Origin of the sequence: Shewanella sp. UCD-KL21, from assembly GCF_001957135.1 — a bacterium.
Classification (GTDB): domain Bacteria; phylum Pseudomonadota; class Gammaproteobacteria; order Enterobacterales; family Shewanellaceae; genus Shewanella.
In genome coordinates, this window is the sequence record NZ_MPHK01000001.1 from 450,338 (window position 1) to 456,582 (window position 6,245).

At 38.6% G+C, this 6,245-nt stretch carries 6 protein-coding genes and 3 tRNA genes; 3 read left to right on the forward strand and 6 right to left on the reverse strand.

Annotated features, from left to right (window positions below; all coding sequences use genetic code 11):
- The first annotated feature begins 89 nt into the window (after positions 1–89).
- Together uspE and ttcA are read left to right on the forward strand one after the other, a co-directional pair.
- Positions 90–1,019 carry a universal stress protein UspE gene (gene uspE, locus BM739_RS01960; protein ID WP_076536721.1) on the forward strand — a complete coding sequence of 310 codons (930 nt, stop codon included), beginning with the start codon at positions 90–92 and terminating at the stop codon, positions 1,017–1,019.
- Between the two features lie 70 nt (positions 1,020–1,089).
- Positions 1,090–2,028, forward strand: coding sequence for a tRNA 2-thiocytidine(32) synthetase TtcA (gene ttcA, locus BM739_RS01965; RefSeq protein ID WP_076536723.1), 939 nt, complete (start codon positions 1,090–1,092; stop codon positions 2,026–2,028).
- Between the two features lie 92 nt (positions 2,029–2,120).
- Here the strand turns inward: ttcA and BM739_RS01970 are convergent, their stop codons facing one another.
- The 6 genes from BM739_RS01970 to BM739_RS01995 all read right to left on the reverse strand — a co-directional run bounded on the left by BM739_RS01970 (position 2,121) and on the right by BM739_RS01995 (position 5,677).
- Entirely contained in the window at positions 2,121–2,756 is a 636-nt protein-coding gene (locus tag BM739_RS01970) for a DUF2987 domain-containing protein (RefSeq protein ID WP_083698037.1), read from the reverse strand.
- 3 nt (positions 2,757–2,759) lie between these two features.
- On the reverse strand, positions 2,760–3,566 hold the full coding sequence (locus BM739_RS01975) for a glucosaminidase domain-containing protein (protein ID WP_076536726.1): 807 nt from the start codon (positions 3,564–3,566) through the stop codon (positions 2,760–2,762).
- A gap of 210 nt (positions 3,567–3,776) precedes the next feature.
- Positions 3,777–4,970: an amino acid aminotransferase gene (locus BM739_RS01980; RefSeq protein WP_076536729.1), complete on the reverse strand. Its 1,194-nt coding sequence runs from the start codon at positions 4,968–4,970 to the stop codon at positions 3,777–3,779.
- A 409-nt stretch (positions 4,971–5,379) separates the two neighbouring features.
- A tRNA-Leu gene (locus tag BM739_RS01985) sits at positions 5,380–5,465 on the reverse strand.
- Between the two features lie 44 nt (positions 5,466–5,509).
- A tRNA-Cys gene (locus BM739_RS01990) sits at positions 5,510–5,583 on the reverse strand.
- An 18-nt stretch (positions 5,584–5,601) separates the two neighbouring features.
- Positions 5,602–5,677, reverse strand: a tRNA-Gly gene (locus tag BM739_RS01995).
- 352 nt (positions 5,678–6,029) lie between these two features.
- Between BM739_RS01995 and BM739_RS02000 the strand changes: the two genes are divergently transcribed.
- Positions 6,030–6,245: transposase domain-containing protein (locus tag BM739_RS02000; RefSeq protein ID WP_175609480.1), on the forward strand; the 216-nt coding region annotated here is incomplete at its 3' end.

Here is a 6,245-nt window from a genome sequence, read left to right on the forward strand (position 1 = left end):
TTTTCAAAGTTTGATCTCTCTCAAGGTATTTTATGCTAATAACAGTGATAGTTAATTAACAGAATTTAACATTTTAGCTTGGAGGTTTTATGAAGGATTATAATAAGATACTCGTTGTCATAAACCCTATGACAGACCATCAACCTGCGTTAGCTAGAGCTGTAGAACTAGCCAGTAAGTCCAACGCAACTATCACTGCATTTCTCACTATTTTTGACTTCTCCTACGAGATGACCTCAATTTTATCCAGTAATGAACGTGAAGCTATGCGCCAAGGCGTTATCGATCAACGTGAAACCTGGTTAAATGAAGCCATTGAAAGTTATACCAAGTCTGGAATTTCTATCGATGCGAAAGTGGTTTGGCACAATCGTCCTTTTGAAAGTGTTATCAAATACGCTATCGATGAAAATTTCGATTTGTTGGTTAAAAGCACCCACGAGCACGACAAACTTAAATCAATTATCTTCACCCCTACGGATTGGCATTTATTACGTAAAGCGCCAATTCCTGTATTGATGGTTAAAGAACACGACTGGCCAGTAGCAGGTAATATTGTTTGCGCAATAAACGTCGCCTCTGAAGATGAAGATCATCAGACTCTTAATTCCAAAGTCATTAAAAATGCCTTAAATTTAGCAGATAAGTTTTCAGCCAAAGTGCATTTGGTTAACGGCTATCCTGGCACCCCTGTCAATTTAGCCATAGAATTGCCCGAGTTTGATGCCGCAAGTTATAACGACACGGTGCGAATGCAGCATGAACAACGGATCCAATCTATCGCCCATAGCTTTGATATTCCATTAGAAAATTGCCATGTTGAAGAAGGTCTGCCTGAAGATATTATTCCTGAATTAGCCTCAAAGTTAGACGCTGAGTTAGTTATTTTAGGTACCGTGGGTCGTACTGGTTTTTCTGCCGCACTGATTGGTAATACCGCAGAGCATGTTATTGACAGCATCAACTGTGATTTACTAGCTATCAAGCCAGATGGGTATAAGTCACCTCTAGAAGAGTAAATCCTTTACCCTAAGCCAGAATGCTGGAATAATACGCGCCCTGAAACGAATGGTTACTGGGCGCTTTTTTATGTCGCAAATGCAACAACAAAACAAACTACAATTGGATCGTCAAAATAAGCTCGAAAAAAAGCTCCGCCATGAAGTTGGCCGTGCTATCGGCGATTATCAAATGATTGAAGAAGGTGACATTGTCATGTGTTGCCTTTCAGGTGGCAAAGACAGTTATGCCATGCTTGATATTTTATTAAATTTACAAAAACGGGCACCGATTTCTTTTGAAATTGTCGCGGTAAATTTAGATCAAAAGCAACCTGGGTTCCCAGAAGATATTTTACCGGCCTATTTAGATAGTTTAGAAGTGGCCTACCATATCTTAGAAAAAGACACTTACTCGATAGTCAAAGATAAGATCCCAGAAGGTAAAACCACTTGCTCTTTATGCTCTCGCCTTCGTAGAGGAACCCTATACGGTTTCGCACAGCGGATCGGCGCCACTAAAATTGCCTTAGGTCACCATCGCGACGACATCATTGAAACATTATTCTTAAATATGTTCTTTGGTGGCAAGATGAAAGCCATGCCACCAAAATTACTTTCTGATGATGGGGCTAACATGGTGATCCGTCCATTGGCCTACTGTAAAGAAAAAGACATCGCTGAATACGCAGACTTGAAACAGTTCCCGATTATTCCATGTAACCTTTGCGGCTCACAAGAAAATTTAAAACGTGGTGCAGTTAAAGACATGCTAAAACAGTGGGATGTGGATTTTCCAGGTAGAATCGAATCTATCTTCACTGCGATGCAAAATACCTCGCCGTCGCAAGGTGTTGATCGTAACCAATTTGATTTCTTATCACTTGAAAGAAATGCTGACGCACCGATGTCTGGCGCTGTGGCTGAATCAGAGCTACCGGCATTTGATTTTCTTGATATGAATAACAACGGCCATATTAATCTTGATACTGCAGCAAGAATTGATGTTGTGAGTACCTACAAGCCGTAATCGAATAACGTTTGATTATACAGCAGTTTAATAAGTGCTGTAGATATACAAAAGCCCTCTATTGAGGGCTTTTTCAATCTATCTAAAAAGTGTTACTCAACAAAAGGGCTAATGACTGCAGGAGTAGCTGAAAAAGAAATGTCATTTAATTCATTGAGTGTAAAGTTAGCCAGTTGTAGCGGCTCATTAATAAGCTGCTGTTTATTATCAATGCTAACAGTTACCGGATAGTCAGTATCATTAAAACTAAAAGTAACACCAGATATTGGTTTTCTAAAATACTTCATCGGAAAACCCTGCTGACCATCCAATAACGCATCCATATCATCTTTAACGGCAAGGATTTGCTGCTGATTATAGGATTGAAGCTGTTGCTTCGCCCTCACCTGCATTGCCACGCCACATCCTGTGGGATCACCCTTCATGGTTAAGTTAATTAAACCGCGATCAGATTTTAACTGAGCATCATAAGGTAAAAAAAGCCGCTGCTGCTTATTAAAAGTTAATGGATATTGGTTTTTTTCAGTACTGATATCCCCGCTTAAAATAGTGCAAGCTTCAGTTTTAGGAACACTAAACACAATCTCAACTAACTGATAATTAGCTTTGTTGACCTGCTTTAATCTTTCGTAAAAACCGGCATAAGGAATAGATACCGTATCGGCAATTGAAAAAAAGCTTACCGAGAAAGCCACTGTGGCCATTGCTAATTTTGTTATTATTTTCATTAACTATAATCCAGCTAAATAATTTTTATTATGACGCATCATTTGAAGTAATTCGTCGATATATTCATGCTTACGTTCTGAGTAATGTAACAAGCCAAAGACCAATTCTTCTGCAGTAGGCTCGATATCTTGGGCTCTTAGATCAGCCCTGATTGAACGTAATAAATGGTAAGCCGAATTAGTATTCAGATTAAGCAGGTATGCAGCTATTGAGTCCTCTGGGGTATCAAACGATGCAACTTCATGATTAAGCCCTGGGGTTCTTGATTGCGGCACCAAACCACAGCCTTTAGAAAAACACCATTGGCCAAAATAATTGTTACCTTCTGTAGCAAAGCGCGAACTGCCCCAACCAGTTTCATTGGCGGCTTGAATTAGTACCATTTTAACTGGCACAGTATCGACGCGTTCAAGTAACGGTGTCAGTGTGATTAAATCAAACTTTTTTACTTGATATCGATATTTTTGAGTTAGCTTTTGTAACTTAAAAATTTCAGCATCAGTAAGCGGTTGCCCATTACTAAGGTTATTGAGAATAACGATCAAAAATTTTCTTTCTGCACTAATAATTGCATTTTGATGTTTGACTGCAGGCGTCATGTAATCAAAAAACGTTTGCTTCTTAGTCGGGATATCTGAAATGCTCGAAAAATCTGGCACTTGATTTGAAAGCTGTGGGTTTTCTTTTATATCAGGAGTGGTTATCAAGATTTGTTCAATCGTTGGTACTAGCCAAGCTCTGATTAAAAAAATAACCATGATGACTACCCCCAAAGCAAGGGTAAACTTTCCAATTCTACCTGTTTTCAATTAAAAGCCTTTATGTAATTTTTTTAGTGATTATACCGAGATTTACACGTAATAGAAGGGATGACTTGAAGCGATTAATCGCTATTTTAACAGACTGAAATATTTCAATAATAGAGATTAAAAATGTACTATCTTAAGGTTTTTTATATCAAGTTTAGATAACTGATTAAGTAAAAATAATGGGCCTTAAAGGCCCATTATGCATTATCGTTAAAGCACCTGTGCAATCGCTTTACAAATCACAGGGATATTTTGTTTTGTCATTCCTGCAACGCTAATACGACCTGAGCCTACAATATAAACACCAAACTCTTCTTTTAAACGAGTGACTTGTTGCTTATTTAAACCAGAAAAACTAAACATACCGTTTTGACGTGATATAAAGCTAAAGTCTTGTGATACACCTTCTTGCTTTAAGGTATCTACAAATAAGGTTCTCATTTCAGCGATACGTTGACGCATAGCACTAAGCTCTGATTCCCATTCTTTACGTAAGCCATCATCAGATAAAATGGTACTCACAATTAAGCCACCATGAGCTGGAGGGTTTGAGTAACTCGCACGGATAGTCTTTTTAATTTGGCTAAAACTTTTTTGCGCTACAACTTCTGTTTCAGCAACAACGGTTACTGCACCGATACGCTCATTATAAAGACCGAAGTTCTTTGAGAATGAGTTAGCGACCAATAATTCAGGCACTTTAGCAGCTACAGCACGTAAACCTTGTGCATCTTCTTCGATGCCGGCGCCGAAACCTTGATAAGCAAAATCAAATAAAGGAACCAATTGCTTGTCGCTACAGAGTTGACCGATGATTTGCCACTGCTCGATAGTCAAATCAATGCCGGTAGGGTTATGACAGCAGCCATGTAAAAGCACGATGTCACCAGCTTGCGCAGTGTTTAGATCGCTGACCATAGCATCGAAATCCATGTCATGGGTTTCAGCTTTGTAATAACCGTATTCTTTTATCTCTAAACCAGCTGTTTGAAAAATATTTTGATGGTTTGCCCATGTCGGGTTACTCACCCACAAGGTATTTGAGTCAGTATTGTTTACTAAAAATTCAGCAGCAACTCGTAAAGAACCCGTTCCGCCAGGTGCTTGAGCGGTAAATGCTCTTTTGTCGCGGATGATGGCACTGTCTTTACCAAATAATAAGCTTTGAACCACTTGGTTATAACGCTCTACACCTTCAATTCCAAGATAGTTCTTTGTTTTCTCAGTCTCTAATAAAATGGCTTCAGCTTTTTTTACCGATGTCAGTACAGGAGTTTGACCTGCTTCATCTTTGTAGATCCCAACACCTAAGTTAACTTTGTCTGTACGAGTATCTTTTTTAAAGGCATCGGTTAAACCTAAGATAGGATCTGCTGGCGCTTGAGAGATTTGAGAAAATATCATTACATCTTTCCTACTATTGAAGTGAACAACTTTTTTCTATTTATACCATTGTATGACTTTAGGAAGTAGTCACAAAAGACATTCTGGTAATAATTAGATCACAGTTTAAAGATTCATTAAAAATATTCCCATAAAACTAAATATTATTGATAAAAAGCACTCTAACTAAGTTCATGGTTCAGTATTGTGTGTTTTTTATTTCAGATAGTCTTAATTGAGTACATCGAATAAAGAAAGACTGGTTAAAGTTTAACTGATGTAGTCTATTTACAAACGACGAGGGATTTTGAGTAATATGTTTTATTTCAACAAATTTTGGATACAAAAAAGCCCCAACTAATGTTGAGGCTTTTCGCACCATACTTACGTATGTAAGTTCTCATCATTGCTAAGCAAAGACTAAGAATAATGGTACCCGAGGCCAGACTTGAACTGGCACGCCTATTAAGCGAGGGATTTTAAATCCCTTGTGTCTACCGATTCCACCACTCGGGCAAAAGTGTTGTTTTAATTGTTAATATAACAACTAAACAAAATTGTGGAGGCGCGACCCGGAGTCGAACCGAGGTCGACGGATTTGCAATCCGCAGCATAGCCATTCTGCCATCGCGCCGTAATTCATTAAATGAATTGGAGCGACATATCGGGTTCGAACCGATGACCTATACCTTGGCAAGGTATCGCTCTACCAACTGAGCTAATGTCGCTTTACCGAATCAATAACAAGGTGTTGTCGTTGACTACGGGATGCATTTTTACTGTTTTAAGCAATTCTGTCAATGAAGTTTTATAGTTTTTTCGTTGTTTTCAGCGCGTTTGCCGCATAAATAAACGTATCGAATAAATATTAACTGAACTTGGTTAAAAGCTATTCGACGTGAAAAATCTTTCTTTGATAAGACTGGGCTATTTCAGCTGAGAATATTAAAAAACTGCAATGTGATAATGATTTGCTAATAAAAAAGCACTTCAAAGAAGTAATGCCGATCGGTTAAGAACACTTGAACGATCCTGCAGATGAATGATAATCCCTACCAGTATTCTGGTAGGGATTTTTTTATGTTTGCGCAAGAGCTTGAGTTAGTTCATGAGTCAGTAGAAGAAAGTGGAGATTATGCTTCTGTAATGGAGGCTATCGATTCACAGTGGATAGAACAATCATTACTTTCAGCCAACAAGGCAAGTATCCGTAATCGTCGTTTGCCTGCGCAGCAAGCCGTCTGGCTCGTGCTGTGGATGGGATTAATCCGTAATCAATCCATAAAAGAAGTCTGC